General features: G+C 59.4%; 9 protein-coding genes and 1 pseudogene. 4 read left to right on the forward strand and 6 right to left on the reverse strand.

The window, feature by feature from the left end; all coding sequences use genetic code 11:
* Positions 1–113: 113 nt before the first annotated feature.
* The 6 genes and pseudogenes from ACJBF3_RS02435 to ACJBF3_RS02460 form a co-directional block, all read right to left on the reverse strand.
* Positions 114–989, reverse strand: coding sequence for a 4Fe-4S binding protein (locus ACJBF3_RS02435; protein ID WP_045326032.1), 876 nt, complete (start codon positions 987–989; stop codon positions 114–116).
* Positions 989–1765, reverse strand: a complete 777-nt coding sequence (locus ACJBF3_RS02440) for a DmsC/YnfH family molybdoenzyme membrane anchor subunit (protein ID WP_045326034.1) — start codon at positions 1763–1765, stop codon at positions 989–991. The genes ACJBF3_RS02435 and ACJBF3_RS02440 overlap by 1 nt, the downstream gene beginning before the upstream one ends.
* A complete protein-coding gene (locus ACJBF3_RS02445) occupies positions 1758–2387 on the reverse strand; it encodes a DMSO/selenate family reductase complex B subunit (protein ID WP_045326037.1) in 630 nt (209 codons plus the stop codon). Before ACJBF3_RS02445 ends, ACJBF3_RS02440 begins: the two co-directional genes overlap by 8 nt.
* Positions 2384–4762, reverse strand: a pseudogene (locus ACJBF3_RS02450) (DMSO/selenate family reductase complex A subunit). Before ACJBF3_RS02450 ends, ACJBF3_RS02445 begins: the two are co-directional and overlap by 4 nt.
* 86 nt (positions 4763–4848) lie before the next feature.
* The gene (pbpC, locus tag ACJBF3_RS02455) at positions 4849–7176 is read right to left on the reverse strand and encodes a peptidoglycan glycosyltransferase PbpC (RefSeq protein WP_045326040.1); all 2328 of its coding nucleotides are present in this window, start codon (positions 7174–7176) and stop codon (positions 4849–4851) included.
* A 1-nt stretch (position 7177) separates the two neighbouring features.
* Positions 7178–12130: an alpha-2-macroglobulin gene (locus tag ACJBF3_RS02460; protein WP_045326042.1), complete on the reverse strand. Its 4953-nt coding sequence runs from the start codon at positions 12128–12130 to the stop codon at positions 7178–7180.
* A 286-nt stretch (positions 12131–12416) separates the two neighbouring features.
* Here ACJBF3_RS02460 and ACJBF3_RS02465 point away from each other — a divergent pair, with 286 nt between their 5' ends.
* The 4 genes from ACJBF3_RS02465 to ACJBF3_RS02480 all read left to right on the forward strand — a co-directional run bounded on the left by ACJBF3_RS02465 (position 12417) and on the right by ACJBF3_RS02480 (position 17047).
* A complete protein-coding gene (locus ACJBF3_RS02465; RefSeq protein ID WP_047716109.1) occupies positions 12417–13961 on the forward strand; it encodes a PTS transporter subunit EIIC in 1545 nt (514 codons plus the stop codon).
* Between the two features lie 12 nt (positions 13962–13973).
* A complete protein-coding gene (locus ACJBF3_RS02470) occupies positions 13974–15341 on the forward strand; it encodes a 6-phospho-alpha-glucosidase (RefSeq protein WP_045326046.1) in 1368 nt (455 codons plus the stop codon).
* A 90-nt stretch (positions 15342–15431) separates the two neighbouring features.
* Complete coding sequence (gene sseA, locus ACJBF3_RS02475) at positions 15432–16277, forward strand: 3-mercaptopyruvate sulfurtransferase (protein WP_045326048.1); 846 nt, start codon at positions 15432–15434, stop codon at positions 16275–16277.
* Positions 16277–17047 carry a MurR/RpiR family transcriptional regulator gene (locus ACJBF3_RS02480; protein ID WP_045326051.1) on the forward strand — a complete coding sequence of 257 codons (771 nt, stop codon included), beginning with the start codon at positions 16277–16279 and terminating at the stop codon, positions 17045–17047. Before sseA ends, ACJBF3_RS02480 begins: the two co-directional genes overlap by 1 nt.
* The last annotated feature ends 1 nt before the right edge of the window (position 17048 follow it).

Here is a 17048-nt window from a genome sequence, read left to right on the forward strand (position 1 = left end):
CTGTCAATGTTCTGTTGTTTTGCATACCTGAGTATGGTGTGGCGCGGATTATAATGAGCAATAGCGCCATTGCCTATGGTTCTGCATAACATTTTTTTAAAATGAGACGAAGATTAGCAACAGTCCGGGTTTCGCATGCCGTGCAAGTGACGCACACACAGCGCGCACTGCTTTTCTTCACGTTGAAATGACCAGAATGGACGATGGCATGCGCTGCAGGTTGCCGCATGCGCCCGGTGAACGATGACGCTGGCCGGAGCTTCTTTTTTCATCACCTTCAGCGCGCGGTGCTGACATACCGCCTCGCATCCGCCGCATCCGGTACAGCGTGCAGCCTCAATAACCAGCGCGTCCTGCTCAAAGCGAATGGCATTTTCCGGACAGCTTCGCCAGCAGGCACCGCACAGAACGCATCTTTCGCCGTCGAGCGCGATGTCCGCTTCACTGACGCTCGCGAACGCTTTGCGCAGCATCCGCACGCCCGGCTGCACCGAACAGGCCGTCACATCCTCTTGCGGAATATGAATCAGCGCGCGCCGCGCGGAATCGATCTCTTTTTTAACCCAGGGCCGGAAATTCCAGGCCGCTTCACCGCGTCGACGGAGGACAAGGTTAAGCCCGGCGAGCTCCGCCATCCAGGCGGACGACTGCTCTGCTTCAAGACTGATAGCGCGAATGCCCTGCACCGTGTGCCAGAGGAGAAGTTCGTTAAGCGCGGGCGCGCGCCGGGTAAATGGCCCCACGAGGGTATCTCCCTGACGACAGCGTTTTTGCGGCGCGATGCCGACTATCGCCTCTGCAGGGCAGACAAACAGGCAGTCACCGCATTCAATACAGCGGCTTTCATCAACCCGCACGCCGGCATCCGTAAACGAGAACACCTGCATGGGGCACGCATCCGCACAGGCACGACAGGAGACGTGTCGAAAGCGGCGACGGACGCATGCATGCGTCACGTCCATCGCCGGAAGAGAGGCTTGATTCACCATCAGCCGATACTGAAGAAGACGAAACGCAGCATGACTTCGCCGACAATCAGCAGCGCGCTTCCCGCCAGCATCGTCCCCCGCGTTGACCTCAGCCCACCCGCGGCAAAGCAGAGCATTCCCAGGACTGAGACGCAGTCGCCGATAAGGTGCACCGTGCGCAGCTGTTCAAGCATCTGCAGCGGAGCGTGAGGGAAGGTCACAGCGCCGGTATCAGCCGCATGGATGTCGGCCAGCCAGAGGGGCTGCATCAGCAGGCGCGCCAGCACCAGCAGAGCGACAATCACCACCGCGCTGCGGTTTTGGCCCCTCACCGCCATCAAAGCCGATCCGATAATGCCCACCGAGCCGAGAAACAACACCAGCGTATTGATATGCTGCCACGTCACGACGGAGGCATGCATGTAGATTTGCGCCATGCAGAACACATCCACCAGCCCGACCAGGCCGGCGACCGCCAGGAGCGGCTTCCAGCCGGGCTTCTTCGCGAGCAGCAGCAGGATCGCAAGGCCGACGGCCGCCAGGAAGAGGCTGGCAAAGACGATTTCACGGCTGAGCCAGGAGCTGGACACATGACGCAGCGCGTTCAGAGCATTAAGCGGGTAGCCCATATGCATCGCCGAGGAAAGCAGCCCGACGCTGGCCAGGACAAACGCCCCCACGGCGGCAGCCAACACGCTGCGCTGTGGAGCACCCGCTGCGCCAACTGCCAGCCAGAGCGTCACGCCGACCGATCCCTGCAGGAACAGCGTAAAAATCAGCAGCGGTAACTCATGCATGATGCTTCCCCTCTTTCTCTGCACCCTGATGCGGCGTAATCACCAGATTCGGTTTAGTGATGGAGGAATCAGGCAATCCTTTCACATCACAAACCGCACCGTATTTCGCCCGCAGTTCATCAACGGGACCAAACTTGATCGCCTCCAGCGGACAGGTTGCCACGCAGACCGGCTGTTCCCCCTTCGCCTGCAGATCCACGCAGAAATCACATTTTGACATCTGCCCGGTCTGTTCGTTGAGCTGTGGCGCGCCGTACGGACACGACCAGGCGCAGTAGCCACAGCCGACGCATTTGTCCGTATCAACACGCACGATGCCGTCTCCCGGCCGCTTGTGCATGGCGGTCGTCGGGCAGTTTTTCGTGCAGATCGGATCGGCGCAGTGGTTACAGGAGATGGAGAGGGTGTAGGCAAAAACGTTGTTGCTCACGCCGCCCTGCCCGGTCGAAATGAAGCTGCCGCCGTGAACTTCATACACGCGGCGAAAACGACGTCCTGGCTCCAGATTATTTTTGTCTTTACACGCTACCTGACAGGCTTTACACCCTGAGCAGCGTGACGAGTCGATATAAAAGCCCAGCTGCTTGTCGCTCACTGGCGCGTAGTGTTTAAACTGACTCATGCTTTTGCTACCTCCACCAGCATGGTTTGATGTGAATTCCCTTTCGCCAGGGCTGTGATCCGGGCCGAGCTGAGCACGTTCGCGCAGCCGCCTTTATCAATCCCCCTCTCGTCCGGCTGCCACCAGGCGCCTGCCTGCATGGCGACCACCCCAGGAATGATGCGCGGCGTAACCTCCGCCGGAATTTCACAAATGCCGCGTGCGTTATGGATACGGACGATATCTCCCTGCGCAATGCCGCGCTTTTGCGCGTCCCGAGGGTTAATCCACAGCTTTTGCTGCTGTGCTTCAATTAACCACGGGTTGGCGTACTGGGTTGAGTTGGCGCGGTTTTTCCCTTTCCAGGTGATCAGCTGTAGCGGGAAGGTTTTAGCCAGATCGTCTTCCGGCCCTTCGTGGGCTGGCACGTAGTGCGACAGTGCCGGGATCTCCGGATGCTGCATGTCGTACAGACGCTTTGAGAAGATCTCAATTTTTCCGGACGGCGTCGGGAACGGATGATTTTGCGGATCGCGAATGTTGTCTTCAAAGGCGACAAACGGCGCACTTTTGAAGAGATGCTGACGCGTCTTTTGCAGCGTCGCAAAGTCAGGCAGGTTTTCGTCCGGCATCGCCAGACGCGTCTGTTCCCAGATGTGCTCTATCCACGTTTTTTCGTCCCGGCCTTCACTGAATGCAGGCTCAATGCCGAGCTTCGCGGCCACCTCTCGCAGCCAGTCGTAGTCTGAACGACGCTCAAATTCGGGTTCAATCAGCTTCTCGGACAGGATCAGGTAGCTGGCCGTTCCCCACGTCTCGCCAATATTCCAGCGCTCCATAAAGCTGGTTTCCGGCAGCAGGAGATCGGCATATTTCGCGCTCGGCGTCATGAACAGATCGCTCGCGACGATAAACTGGATCTTCGACTCGTCTTCCAGCACGCGCGTCGCCTGGTGAAGATCGGGGTTCTGGTTTGCCAGATAGTTACCTGCCAGCGAGAACAGGATACGAATATTGCTGTCGAGCTTATCCGCCTCTTTCAGGCCAACGTCCGGCGTCACCATTGATGCGTCATCGGCTGCCTGCACCCAGTTCATGACCGATATTTTGGCTTTTACCGGGTTATCCGGCATGTCGGGGCCAGCGGCGAATTTTCGGTTAGCGCAGCCGCCATAGCCTGCCGCCCAGCCCCCTTTCACCCCGACGTTCCCCGTCAGCGTGGCCAGCAGCGTTGAGCCGCGTGCGGTGCGTTCTCCGCAATTATGACGCTGTGGACCCCAGCCCTGGATCAGCGCCGCAGGCTTCGTCGTGGCATAATCGCGCGCCAGCTGACGGATGGTCTGCGCAGGCACATGGGTAATTTTCTCAGCCCACTCAGGCGTCCTGGCCACGCCATCTTTCGCGCCGGTCAGATACGCGATCAGCGATTCATTGGCAGGAACCCCTTCCGGCATAGAACCTTCATCGAAGCCCAGGGTATAGCGCTGAATAAACGCGCGATCGTGCAGGTTTTCCGTCACGATGGTATACATCATTGCATCCATCAGCGCGTTGTCGGTGGTCGGAAGCAGCGGGATCCACTGGTCGGCCAGCGACGACACCGTATCCGAGTAGCGAGGATCGACGACGATAAAGCGGGTGCCGTTTTGCTTCATCTTCTGGAAAAAGTAGTTGCTGTGGCCAAAAATGGTCTCTGTCGGGTTATGCCCCCAAAGAATGACCAGTTTGGTATCCAGCAGCGTATCCAGCGAGCTGCCGCTGGCGGCGGTGCCGTAGGTATAAGGCGTTGCCGCCGCGGTGTTACCCATACTGACCGAGTGATAACTTTCAAGATATCCGCCGGTTAAATTCAGCAGACGACGAACCATTTTATCGCCGGAGAAGGTTCCCCCCGAAACCGCAGTACCGACATGCACATAGCGCGAGGCGGGGCCATATTTTTGCGTAATGGTTTTTAATTGATTCGCAATAAGCGTTGTAGCTTCATCCTAGGAAATACGTTCAAATTTTCCTTCGCCACGTTTACCCACGCGTTTCATTGGATATTTTAGCCGGTCAGGGTGATACACAAATTTTCTGTATGCGCGCCCGCGAACGCAGGCGCGCATTACCGGCATTTCGGGATCCAGTTCATTATCCGGACGCGTGGAAATTCGCGTGACCACGCCGTCGCTGACGTGCGCCCGAATATCACATTTTCCGCCGCAGTCAAAGGTGCTACAGGTTTGAATCACTTTTTCTTCGGGTGCGTCAACGGCCGCTGGCATTTTTGATGCCTGCGCTTTTCCGGCCTTCACCACAAACGGCAGCGCGGCGAGCGCGGACCCGGCCTGAATAAAGTGGCGCCGGGAGAGAGCGGGATTAAGGCTCTCTCTCAGTTTCTTATTTTTTTTCATTGCTCGTTCCTTCAAATAAAAACGCATTCTCGTTTTTTTGCAGAACCGAACATTGATAATTATCAAGCTAAGCCGCGTAGCTTATTTTAATAAGCCATTTCAAAATTCACCGTCGCTATTTGGCCTGTTTCATCCATTACAATTAATTGATATTCTCCAGGCAAAGATAATTTCAGTGAATATTTATTGTTATGGCCCTCTAAAGGCTCGCCATTTAAAAACCACCATCGCTGCCCTTCTCCACCGCTGGTTGAGAGAGAGAGCGTGACTGCTGTCTCACCCGGAAGATGCCTGATGACGGCCCCCTCCCTGACCCCTGACAGCATAAGCGGTGCGATATTGCTGTTGTCCAGAGGTGGGCAAACCGTTGATGCAGCCGGGAGACGCGCCGCTCTTTTTTCCGCAGCGGGCAGCCACGGCTCCAGCGGCAGCGGCCAGACATCCAGGACTTTTTCAGCTGCGTCAGGGCAATCTGCGGCCACGCGTTTGCCCGTTTTATCCAGCCAGACCGGGAAGCGAATGCCGCGTATGCCTTCCTGCTCGGGCAGAAGCAGCGTGGGCGGCTCACTCCCTTCCAGCAGCCAGGTCGACAGGCGACGTCGACAGTTTTCACTGCCTTCCGGCAGCGACTGGCCGCCCGGCCAGCAGATCGCGCCTCGCCCGACGCTCTTCGGACGCGGATCGCGCGGCAGGCGGGCTTCGTCTACCGTTGAGCGTGACTGAAGCAGGTTATTCACCTGGTTTAACAGCGGAACCGCGCTGGCGAAACCAAACTGCCCCGCTACGGGCGTGCCGTCCGGTCGTCCGGTCCAGATGCCTATCACGTAACGGGCATTCAGACCGATGGCCCAGGCATCACGGTAGCCGTAGCTGGTGCCGGTTTTCCACGCCAGCGGGGCAACCTGCGGTAGCGCATTATCCGGCAGCGGCTGCGCCTCGTTGGCCAGAATACGGCGAATAATCCACGCCGCGCCTGGCGATAACAGAGGCCGTTCAGTCAGCGGATCGCCCGGCTGCAACCGCAGCCTCCCCGCCTTACCGTGTCGGGCAAAGGCGCTGTAGGCCGCGGCGATATCTGCTAGCCGCGCGCCTGCCCCGCCGAGGATCAGAGACAGATTCGGCTGCGCCCCCGCGGGCAGGATCAGCGGCAAGCCTGCGTTGCTCAGCATACCGGCAAAGCGTTTTGGCCCGTAGGCTTCCAGCACCTGAACGGCAGGCAGGTTGAGGGAGCGTACCAGCGCTTCACTCATGCTTACCGGCCCGTGGAAGCCGCTGTCGAAATTTCCGGGGCGATAATCACCGGTTTTTCGTGGAACGTCCTGAAGCAGCGAGGCGGGATGGATCAGGCCATCGTCCAGCGCCATGCCGTAGATAAAGGGCTTTAACACCGATCCCGGCGATCGGATCGCATTGACCATATCCACGTGGCTAAAACGCGTATCATCGTTGATATCCACAGACCCCACCCAGCCGCGCACCTTCATATCGGTGTGATCCACGACGATCATCGCCAGCGAGCTGCGCGCCGGCAGGCGGGATTTCCAGTTCATCGCCAGCTCTTCCAGCTGCCGCTGCAGTCCGGCATCCAGCGTGGTGACGATTTTCGTGTCGCGGCTTTTGCCGAGCATCATGCGCGCAAAGAGCGGTGCCAGCTGCGGCATCTGCCGGGGCGCCAGCCATACCGATTCCTCGCGGGACTCTTTGACCTGCTTTGCGGACCAGACGCCCTGCGTCGCCATACGCTCGAGCACTTTGTTGCGCGCCGCTTCGGCACGCTCAGGCCAGCGGTCCGGACGCAAGCGGCTGGGGGCCTGGGGCAGCACTGCCAGCAGCGCCGCGTCGGAATAGCTGAGCTGCGACGGCGGCTTGCCCAGGTACGTCCAGCTTGCTGCCCCCACGCCCTGCAGCGTACCGCCAAACGGCGCGCGGTTGAGATAGAGCGTGAGGATGTCGCGTTTGGAAAGATGCCACTCCAGCTGCATAGCCCGCCAGAGCTGGCGAATTTTGCCGCCAAAGGTGCGCGGGTGCGGATCCAGCAGTCGCGCGACCTGCATGGTGAGCGTGCTTCCGCCAGAGACCACTTTCCCTGAGCTGAGATCCTGCCAGGCCGCGCGCAGGACAGAGAGCGGGTTAACGCCTGGGTGCTCCCAGAACCAGCGATCTTCGTACTGGATCAGCGCCTCAAGATAACGGGGAGAGACCTCTTCGATCGTCACCGGGTAGCGCCATATCCCGTCGCTATCGGCAAAACGCCAGAGCGGCGTGCCCTTCTCATCCACCACCACCCGCGCGGGGTTAACCTCTTTCAGCGGCAACGGCCACAGGCGGTCAGCGGCGACAATCAGCCCCCATAAAACGAGAAGCGCTCCCGCCAGCCACAGCCAGCGGGAGCGTGTCAAACGTGCCATTCGCATATTACGGAACAACAATCAGCGGGCCACTGGCCGCCCCCGTTGCCCGCCACTGCGGAACGTACATCGACTCTACCATCGGCACCGGCACCTGGTAGGTTCCCGGCGTCACGGCACGCGCCAGATAGACCAGCGTAACCGGCTGACCTTCGTTCACCGGCACGGCGGCCACAAATCGGTCGTCGCGGAACTCCATATGCTGAATATCGGCCTGCTGCATCTGGCTGAGCAGGTTCTGTACCTCACTGCCGCTGTCCTGCAGGCTGGCGCTGCTGCTCGCCAGGTTCTGGTTTTCCAGTTCCAGACCCGCAGGGAGGAGATCCACCACCAGCGCATCCGGCACGTTCTGGCTGGCCTTCACTTCCAGCCACACCAGCACCAGTTCGCCGCTCTTCAGTGAAGAGAGCGATTTACTGCTGCCGTCGGTTGCCAGGATATGACGTTCAACCTGCAGCACGTTCGAGCTCGGCTCAGGGGCATATTCCGGATAACCGGTGCTGTCCAGGCGCACCCACAGTGGTGAAGTGCCGGTATTGGTTACCTGCAGGGCGCCAAGCTGGTCGCCGCTTACGTTTTGTACCTGCGCCTTATCCCCGCCCGATGCGGTATCAGACAGCATGGTTTTCGCCTGCCACGAACCGGACAAGGTTTGCAGCGAACGTCCCGCCATGAACAGCGCGTTGCTTTCCTGAGTGGACAACCAGCGCTGGCTGAAGGCCTCTTCAGAAAGCGCGTTTAGCAGCGTATTTTGCGCATCCGGCAGCAGCTTGTACTCCTCCAGAAGAGAGAGCATCAGCGCGTTATCGCGAAGCTGGCTGCCGTAATCGGCCATCCAGTTTTTGCTGTCGTTGCGCGGGGTTTTGAGCGCCAGATCCAGCGCCTGCTGGCTACGCGGTGCATCGCCCATCAGCTTGAGCGCCATGCCCAGCTGCATCAGCGGCAGCCCGGACGCCGCCTGAGCGTGACGATCCCAGATTTCACGCAGCGCGCCCAGCGGCGCTTTTTGCTGACGCGCCAGCACCAGCGCGGCATACGCCTGCACGGCGAACCTGCTGGCCTGCGTATCGTCGCTGTAGCGAATGGACATCATGCCCGGATCCTGCAGGTAGCGCAGCAACCGGCTATTGGCGTTGTTCACGGCATCGGCAGGCACGCTGTAGCCCTGCTCGCCCGCGCGCACCAGGAAGTCGGTCACGTAAGCCGTCAGCCAGTACTCTTCCGGACCGTTTTTGTCCCACAGCGCGAACCCGCCGTCTTCACGCTGCATCTGCAGCAGACGGGAGATGCCGATATCAATGGCTGCGCGGCGCCTATCGTCGCTGTCGCCTTTAATACCCAGCGCGGTGAGCTGCGCCGCGTTGGTGTAGAGCGACGGGAACAGGCCGCTGGTGGTCTGCTCGAGGCAGCCATACGGATAAGCCTGCAGTTCGCGAATATAGCGCGCCAGGTTGAGCGGTGGTTTACCGCTCAGCAGCAGCTGTCCCTGCAGGGTATCAGGAGAGAAACCGGTGCTGTGCTGCGCCGGTGCGGTCCAGGATTCGCCAGGGTTCAGCATGGCGCCGGTATTGACCGTCTGCGCCGGGAACGCCGGGCGCACGCCGATTTTCCAGCTCTTCTGCTGCGGGGCGAAGGTCTCGCCCGGAAGCTGCAGGCCGGTCACCTGCGCGGTCACCTCACCGTCACCGTATCCGTCCAGCGCGCGCACCGGAATAAACAGCGTGCTGCGCGCGCCCGGTGGCAGCTGGACAGGCTGAGGCTGTGCGCCTTCCAGCGCCAGTTTGCCGGTAGAGGACAGGGCGACGTTGAGCGTTTGCGGCTGGTCGGTCAGGTTAGTGATATCCAGCGTCAGGCGCGAGGTATCACCGCTTGCCAGGAAACGTGGGGTATTCAGCTCGGTAATGACCGGCGCGGCGACAATAATCTTGCTTTCACTGCTGCCAAAATCGTCTTCCGTCCAGGCCTGCGCCATCAGACGCAGCTCACCGTTAAAGTCTCCAATCGGCAACGTGATTGTGCCTTCCCCGTTGGCATCCAGCGTGACCGGCTGAGCCTGCTGGGCGATAATGGTGACGTGATTAACCGGCGGTTTGCCGCCGCGCTTCAGTTCATCACCATCGCCACCAAAACGCAGCGCGGCCAGACGCCCCTGCCCTTCAATGACCTGGCCGTAAATATCGTAGATATCCGCGCCGTAACGCTTCTGACCAAAGAAAGCCTGCCACGGATCCGGCGTAACGTAATCGGTAATGTTCAGCACGCCGCTGTCCACCGCCGAGACCAGCACGTTTACCTTCTGCGGAACCGCCCCCTCTTTCACGCTGGCTTTCACCTTCACAGAGAGCGTCTGGTTTGGACGCATTTTCTGTGGGTTATCGAGCGCAATGTTCAGGCGGCGATTTTCGTCACCCATCGGCAGATGCAGCAGGCCGACCGCGCGTTTCGGCGTGGCGGATTTCGATTTATCCCCAGGACGGACCACCAGCGTGCTCAGATAGAGGTCGTGACGTTTCCAGGCCTTATCGACCGGAATAGCGAGATCCAGCCCGTTTGCCGGTACGTCGATCTCCTTCCACCACAGCGGCCCTTCGCTGGACTCAATCATCGCATAGCCCTTGCCTGCGGCTGGCGCGGCAATGTGCAGGTTGATGGTGTCGCCAGGCTGATAGGCTGGCTTATCCAGCTTAAGCGTTACGCGGTCAGGGCGCGCAGCGCCGGTGCCGTCGCTGTTATCCTGCCAGCTGTAGCCTGCCCAGAAGCGCACGCTGCTGACCATCTCGTCAGGCGCTTTCACCTCCAGACGGTATGAACCCCACTCCACCGGGAAGGTGACCTTGCCGGTTTCATCGGCCTTGAGCGTCAGCTCCTGCTCGCCTTCGACCAGATCTTTTTGATCGAACTGAGACTGCCAGCCTTCGCTCTCAGACCAGTTCCAAAAGTAGTCGCGGCGCTCGCGGATCAGGCGCACCTGGAGCCCGGAAACGGCCTTTTTCGCGCCGCTGGCATCGGCATACACGATGTCGAAGCTGGCGTTGCCGTTCTCGTCAACAATCGGCTGGTTGACGGTGGTATCGGTGCGGTAGTCGTAAACGGCTTTACTGGCGAACTGAGGGCGAATACCCGGCAGTTCAGCCGCCGGCCAGATGGCCTGCTCGGCGCGACGCGTCACCGGACGGCCGCCGGACTCCAGCAGGCTTGCCTGCAGGATCAGCTGCAGCGGCGAGTGCACCTCTTTCCACTGGCTTTCGGTAGAAACCTGTCCACGCCCCTGTTCGTCCAGCGTAAGCTGAACTTCATCCAGGCTGCGGCTCAGGTTCTCCTCGGCGATATCGCCAAACTGGAAGCCCGGCAGCGCGGCCACGGCTTCACGCAGCGGACGCAGGAAAAGCTGGCCCTGCAGGGAATTACCGTTGGCAGGCGCGCCGTACAGGTAATAGCCGACGACGTTAAAGTCGACGTTATCCTGCGGTGAAACCGGCGTTTTTTGCCCGCTGAGGTTGAGCGCCATACGCTCCGGCATGAAGTCTTCAACGTGGAAGTCCCACAGGCGCTGCAGGTTATCGCCCGTGTTGGCGCGGATATGCCACATGCCGGTCTGCGCCCCACCGTCCAGCGGATAGTTAAAGCGATAGAGTCCGTTCTCTGGCTTGACGACAACAGTACGCGCGACCTGTCCATCCGGACGCAGCACGTCAAGCTTCACGGGCTGGTCGGGAAGCGGCTTACCGTCGCTGTCGCGCAGGAGACCGTTAAGGATCACCGTTTCGCCCGGGCGGTAGAGATCGCGTGGGCCAAACATAAAGAATTGTTTGCTGTAGCCAGGGCTCCCTGCGATATCGAATTCTGCCAGATCGAGGGCTGGTAGCTTGAGGTCAAGCAGCGTGGTCTGGCCGTCTTTGCTCGCCAGGATCAGCGCGGCTTCTTTGTCCGTTTCGAGCTTCGCATGACCGTCGGCATCGCTGTTCGCTTCGGCAAGGGTCTGCCCTTTGTCGTTCAACAGGGTGACGGTGACGCCGGACTGCGCCGCGCCGTTCTCCAGGCTCTGGGTGAAGATGTCCAGGCGGTTATGGTAACGGTGTGCGGACAGACCAATATCGCTTAAGGTAAAGAGCGTTGCGGCGTTGCTGTAGTTATAGTGCCCGGCCTGGTTCATGACCGCGATATAAACGCCAGACTGCTGGAGCGGCTTGATATCCTTGAGGGGCAGCAGCAGTTTTTCGCGCGTGTTGCGCGCCGGATTAAGATCGAAACGACCGGTGTAAACCAGCTCCGCCATCTTCAGCAGGTTGTCGGATTCCCAGTTGGTCAGCGAGTTACGGTACTCCCACTGGCTGACAAGGGAGGCCAGCGATTCCGGCTTCACGCGGTAGAAGTTGACGTCAACATTGTTGACGTTGAGCGCCATCACCGGCAGACCTTCCACCACCTTACCCGGCAGCAGCGAGCCGCGGCTGGCAAAACCTACCGTCGGTTCAACGTCCCGGGTGGTCAGGGCTTTTTCATAATCAATGCCGAACGTAGCCTTGTTCAGCGCCTGCAGGCCCCGTTCAACGGTGACGACCAGGTTGCGGTTGGGCTCAAGATGGCGCAGGCGAAGCTCTTTCAGGTTAGGCGCAAGTTCCCACGCTCCGTCAACCTTGCCGCTTTTCTTATCCACGACGTGAACCGTTTTGGCGAAGTCCTGATCGGGGTTCAGCGGGACAGAAAAGGTCAGCACCAGCGTGGCGGCACCGTCGAGCTGAACTTCGGAGGCATCAAGCAGCGTCAGCGCTTTTCCCTGACTCTGCGTGGCCAGTTTAGCCAGCGTTTCTGCATTGGGTTTTTCCGCAGCTTTCGGCGTGGATGCGGTAGATGCCGCGGGAGCCGCAGCCTGAGGTTTATCGTCGCTGTTATCACAGCCGACAAGCGTAAACGTGGTAAGCAACGCAAGAGAGAGCGCGGCTAAGCGAAACGGTTTCATCCTTTGTCCCTGGCCCATGGAGCCTGTTGGTCGTCGTCCGGATAAGTATTATCCGCAAGTTTCATTAATTCAAAAAGTCCAATTTTAGATTCTGGAAAGCGCCTCGCAGAACGGTATTACGCCGCTGCGCCGTGATGGAACCGCGATCACAGCACGTAACGTCACATGTTACCTTTTACGTCATTTGTTTTTAAAACAAGAAGATAGCTGGATAAGTGCATCTGCTGACTGCTAGTTTTATGACCATAACGCACCCAGAGTGCGCGGTTCAAAAAGAGAGAAAGCCATGAAACGAGCCGTGAACGCCCTACAAAATTTCGGAAAATCATTGTACGGACCGGTACTTATCTTACCGATCGTCGGTCTGTTTATTGCCTTTGGTAACGTGCTGGGCAACGGTAATCTCGCTGAATATCTGCCGTTTCTTGGCCATCCGCTGATTCAGCATCTTGGTCAGCTTATTGCAAAATCTGCCGTGTCGGTGCTGGTAAACCTGGCGCTGGTGTTTGCCGTCGGGATCCCGATTGGTCTGGCAACGCGCGATAAAGGCTACGCGGCGCTGATTGGTCTGGTGACCTTCGTGGTGTTTATCAACGCCATGAACGTAACGTTACAGCTTCAGGGCGAGCTGGCGCCAGCGGCCCAGATGAAAGCGGCCGGGCAGGCCATGGTGCTGGGCGTACAGGTGCTGGAGATGGGCGTTTTCGCCGGGATCCTGACCGGGGCGCTGTCGGGATATCTGTACAATAAATATTCCGGGGTACAGTTTAACGGCGCGATGGCGATTTACTCCGGCCACTGTTTTGTTGCCATTGTGATGCTTCCGGTTTCCATGCTGCTCGGCGTGGTGATGAGCGAACTGTGGCCGTTTGCCCAGCACGGCATTAGCGCCCTGGCGCTGGCCATCAAAGGCTCAGGCCCGTTCGGCGTGGCCATCTACGGCTTCCTGGAACGTATTCTGGTCCCCACCGGCCTGCACCATCTGGTCTATACCCCATTCCTCTATACCGAACTTGGGGGCACACAGGAGGTGTGCGGCGCAACCTATCAGGGCGCGCGTAATATCTACTTCGCCGAGATGGCCTGCCCGGAGGTGAAGCAGCTCAGCAGCACCGTCGTGTGGGACGCGCGCGGAATCAGCAAAATGTTCGGCCTGCCCGCCGCCGCGCTGGCGATGTACATGACCGCCAGGCCGGAGCGTAAAGCCGTTGCGAAAGCGATTCTGATCCCGGCGGCGCTGACCTCACTGCTGGTGGGCGTCACCGAGCCGATTGAGTTCTCCTTCCTGTTCGTCGCCCCGCTGCTGTTCGTGGTGCACGCGGTGCTGACCGGCATCGGCATGATGCTGTTCTCCCTGCTGGGCGTTCACGCCATCGGCGCCAACGGGATTATCGACTTCATCCTCTACAACCTGCCGCTCGGCACGGAGAAGTCCAACTGGCCGATGTATCTGCTGGTCGGGCTGATCATGTTCGCTCTCTACTTCGTCGTGTTCCGCTTCCTGATCCTGCGCTTCAACATGAAGACGCCGGGCCGTGAGGATGACGATAAAGAGACGCGCCTCTACAGCAAGCAGGAGTACCAGGCGAAGGGCAATAACGGCGGGCTGGGTGAGTCCATCGTGATGGGCCTCGGCGGCAGGGAGAATATTGAGGTTGTGGATAACTGCTATACCCGCTTACGCGTCACGGTGAAGGACGTCGGCATTATCGACGAGCCGCGGCTGAAGGCCACCGGCGCGAAAGGGGTCATCAAACAAGGTAACAACGTTCAGGTGGTCTACGGGCTGCACGTCAAAAAAATGCGAGAAGCCGTTGAGACGTTTCTCTGAAAGGAGCTAAAGATGTTTACACCCCCCTTCATTCTGTCGATTGCCGGCGGCGGTAGCACCTATACGCCGGGTATTGTGAAAAGCCTGATGGTGCGCCTGCAGGATTTCCCGCTGGCCGAAATCCGCCTCTATGACATCGACGAGGCGCGTCAGAACACCATTGCGCCGGTGGTTGAGAAAGTGATTCGCGACCACAGTGAAAGCATCAAATTCACCGTCACCACTGACCCGGAAGTGGCGTTCAGCGGCGCGCATTTCGTCTTCGCCCAGATGCGCGTCGGCCAGTACAAAATGCGCGAGCAGGATGAGAAGATCCCCCTGCGGCACGGCGTGGTCGGCCAGGAAACCTGCGGTCCCGGCGGGCTGGCGTACGGGCTGCGCACGATCCTGCCGATGGTGGAGCTTATCGATCTGGTGGAACGCTACGCGCATCAAAAAGCCTGGATCGTGAACTACTCCAACCCGGCGGCGATCGTCGCCGAAGGCGTGCGCCGCCTGCGCCCGAACGCGCGGGTGCTGAACATCTGCGACATGCCCGTCGCCGCCATGCGTAATATGGGCGCGATTCTGGGCGTGGATCGCCACAGGCTGGAGGTAGACTATTTCGGCCTGAACCACTTCGGCTGGTTTACCCGCGTGCTGGTGGACGGCGAGGACAGGCTGCCCGAGCTGCGCAAGCATATCGCTAAGTTTGGCCTGCTGACAGAAGACGCCGCCAAGACCGATCCGCAGCATTCCGATCCTTCCTGGGTGAAGACCTGGCGCAACATTAAGCCGATCGTCGACAACTTCCCGGAGTATCTGCCGAACCCGTATCTCCAGTACTACCTGATGCCGAACCAGATTGTGGCGCATCAAAACCCGGACTATACCCGCGCCAACGAAGTGATGGACGGGCGCGAGAAAAAGCTGTTCGCCGCCGCCGAAGAGTATAAACGCACCGGAATTTTACCGGATGCCTTCCACGTGGGCGTTCACGGCGAGTTTATCGTCGACGTGGCCTGCTCGCTGGCCTTCAACCTGCGGAGCCGCCATCTGGTGATGGTGGAAAACCGCGGGGCAATTACCAACCTGCCTTACGATGCCGTGGTGGAAGTGCCCGCGTATATCACCTCCGAAGGCCCGGAACCGATTCGCATCGGTCGGGTGCCGCTGTTCCATCAGACGCTTTTGCAACAGCAGCTCGCATCTGAACAGCTGCTGGTGGAGGCGACTATGGAAGGGAGCTATGAGAAAGCCCTGCAGGCGTTTACCCTCAACCGCACCGTACCCACTATGGAACATGCGAAAGCGATTCTGGATGAGATGATCGAGGCCAACCGCGACTACTGGCCTGCGCTGCAAAAAGCCTGGCAGGATGGCGAACCGGTGAAAAAATAGGGGCTTGCTCGCGAGTTGAACGTGGTTTGCTTGTCGGTGTCAGAAAAAACACCGACAATCCTTTTTTACGGAAAAGAATGGAGGCAACCCATGTCCACCTCATATTTTGTCGCCGCCGACTGGCTGATTGAGCACGGCGACGACCCCGAAGTTCAGATTATCGACGCGCGCATGGCCCCTCCGGGCCAGGAGCACCGCGACGTGCCCGGTGAATACCGCGCAGGGCATCTGCTTGGCGCGGTATTCTTTGATATCGAAGCCCTCTCCGACCATACCTCTCCCCTTCCGCACATGCTGCCGCGACCGGAAGCCTTTTCCGTGGCGATGCGCGAACTGGGCGTCAGTAAAGATAAGCATCTCGTTGTCTATGATGAAGGCAACCTCTTCTCCGCGCCGCGCGCGTGGTGGATGCTGAAAAACTTCGGCGTGGAAAAAGTGTCGATTCTGGCGGGCGGGCTGGCGGGCTGGAAGCGCGACGAGCTGCCGCTACAGCAGGGTGACGTGACGCTGCCGGAAGGGGATTTCGACGCCACGTTCGACGCGCACGTGGTGAAGCGTCTGACCGACGTGCTGGTCGTGAGCCATGAAAAAACGGCGCAAATCGTCGATGCCCGTCCTGCTCCGCGCTTCAATGCCGAAGCGGATGAGCCGCGTCCGGGACTGAAGCGCGGACATATTCCGGGCGCGCTGAACGTGCCGTGGGGCGACCTGGTGTTTGAAGGCGAGCTGAAAACCACGGACGAGCTGCGCGCTATTTTTGACCGCGCGGGCGTCGATTTACGCCGTCCGATTATTGCCAGCTGCGGTTCCGGCGTCACGGCCTGCGTGGTGATTCTGGCCCTCGCCACGCTCGGCGTAAGCGACGTCACGCTTTACGACGGTGCATGGAGCGAGTGGGGGGCGCGGGACGACCTGCCGGTTGAACCGGCGAAATAATGGATAATCGCCTGGCCACGCTGTTAACGCGCGGGGCGTCCCTGACCCGCGCAGAGTATCGCGTCCTCGCCCACCTCACGGAGCATCCGCTGCTGGTGGGCAACATCACGGTGCGCGAGCTGGCGCAGGCGACGTTTGTTTCCACCGCCACCATTATGCGGCTGTGTCAGAAGCTGGGGTTCAGCGGCTTTAGCGAACTCATCTGGCACTGCAAGCAGCTGCTCTCGGACACTCCGCACATTTCCGCGCAGCCTGAGCAGCAGGCTGAATTGCCCGCGCTGTTTAATCAGTTTATCGCCAACTATCAGCACACTTTCCAGTGGGTGACGCAGGACAAACGCCAGCAGTTTGCTAACCTGCTGCGCCAGAAAGAGAGCTTCTTTCTCTACGGAGCCGGTTTTTCCTATCTGTTTGCCGAGTACCTGACCAAGAAGCTGCAGGTGCTGGGCAAAACGGCGTTTATCTCCGGGCCGGGGGACAGCCGGAACATTTTTCTCAGCAACGCCGCCCGTTACCAGGTGTTTATTGCCGTCTCGCGCAGCGGCGAAACGGAACAGGTGCTGGATAAAGCGCGGATAGCCAAAAACGTTGGTATGACGATCGTCGCGTTTACCCGCGCCTCGGCCAATACGCTGGCGGGAATGGCGGACGTGCACTTTGCGCTTTATGACGAAGCGGTACACTTTGCCGCCGAAGCCGCAGGGGTGACGTCGTTTGAGTCGAATCTGGTGCTGCTGATGGATTTACTGCTGCTGGAAGCAACGGGGTGAT

The sequence above is a fragment of the Enterobacter sp. PP-008-ECC_S150 genome, from assembly GCF_045257065.1.
GTDB lineage: Bacteria > Pseudomonadota > Gammaproteobacteria > Enterobacterales > Enterobacteriaceae > Enterobacter > Enterobacter chengduensis.